This window comes from Helicobacter valdiviensis (assembly GCF_003245365.1).
Taxonomy (GTDB): domain Bacteria; phylum Campylobacterota; class Campylobacteria; order Campylobacterales; family Helicobacteraceae; genus Helicobacter_D; species Helicobacter_D valdiviensis.
Window position 1 is genome coordinate 1 of the sequence record NZ_NBIU01000117.1, and the last position, 587, is coordinate 587.

Annotated in this window: 1 pseudogene; it reads left to right on the forward strand. The window is 32.2% G+C overall.

Going from position 1 to position 587, the window contains the following annotated elements:
• Positions 1-587: pseudogene (locus B6S12_RS11320) on the forward strand (methyl-accepting chemotaxis protein); the annotation flags it as partial.

Sequence of the window (587 nt, forward strand, 5' to 3'; positions counted from 1 at the left end):
GGTTTCTTCTCCTACCTAAACCATGAAAGCAAAAATGCTCCTAAGCCTATTAATGTAAAAAGCAATGATGAATTTGGCATTATGGCTAAAGCTATTAATACTAATATTGAAAAGACTAAAAACAATTTAGAACAAGATGCAAAATTAGTAGAAGAATCTTTAAGTGTGATAGAAAGAACAAGAAGTGGTTATGCAGATAGAAAAATCACTCTTAATGGTTCTAGTCCAAATTTAAACACTCTAAGAGATTCTGTTAATCAACTTATGGATTTATTAGCTACTGCTATTGGTAAAGATTTACCAGAATTAAATAGAGTCTTTGATAGCTTTATTAAACTAGATTTTAGCACAGAAGTAAAAGATGCAAAAGGTAGAGTAGAAGTAGTAACTAACACTCTAGGAGAAGAAATTAAAGCAATGCTTAGAGCATCAGCAAGCTTTGCACAAGATCTAGCTAAACAAAGTGAAGAATTAAAAATCTCTATGGAAAAGCTAACAAGTGGTTCACAAACTCAAGCAAGCTCACTCCAACAATCAGCAGCTGCTATTGAAGAGATAAGCTCTTCTATGCAAAATGTATCGGATAA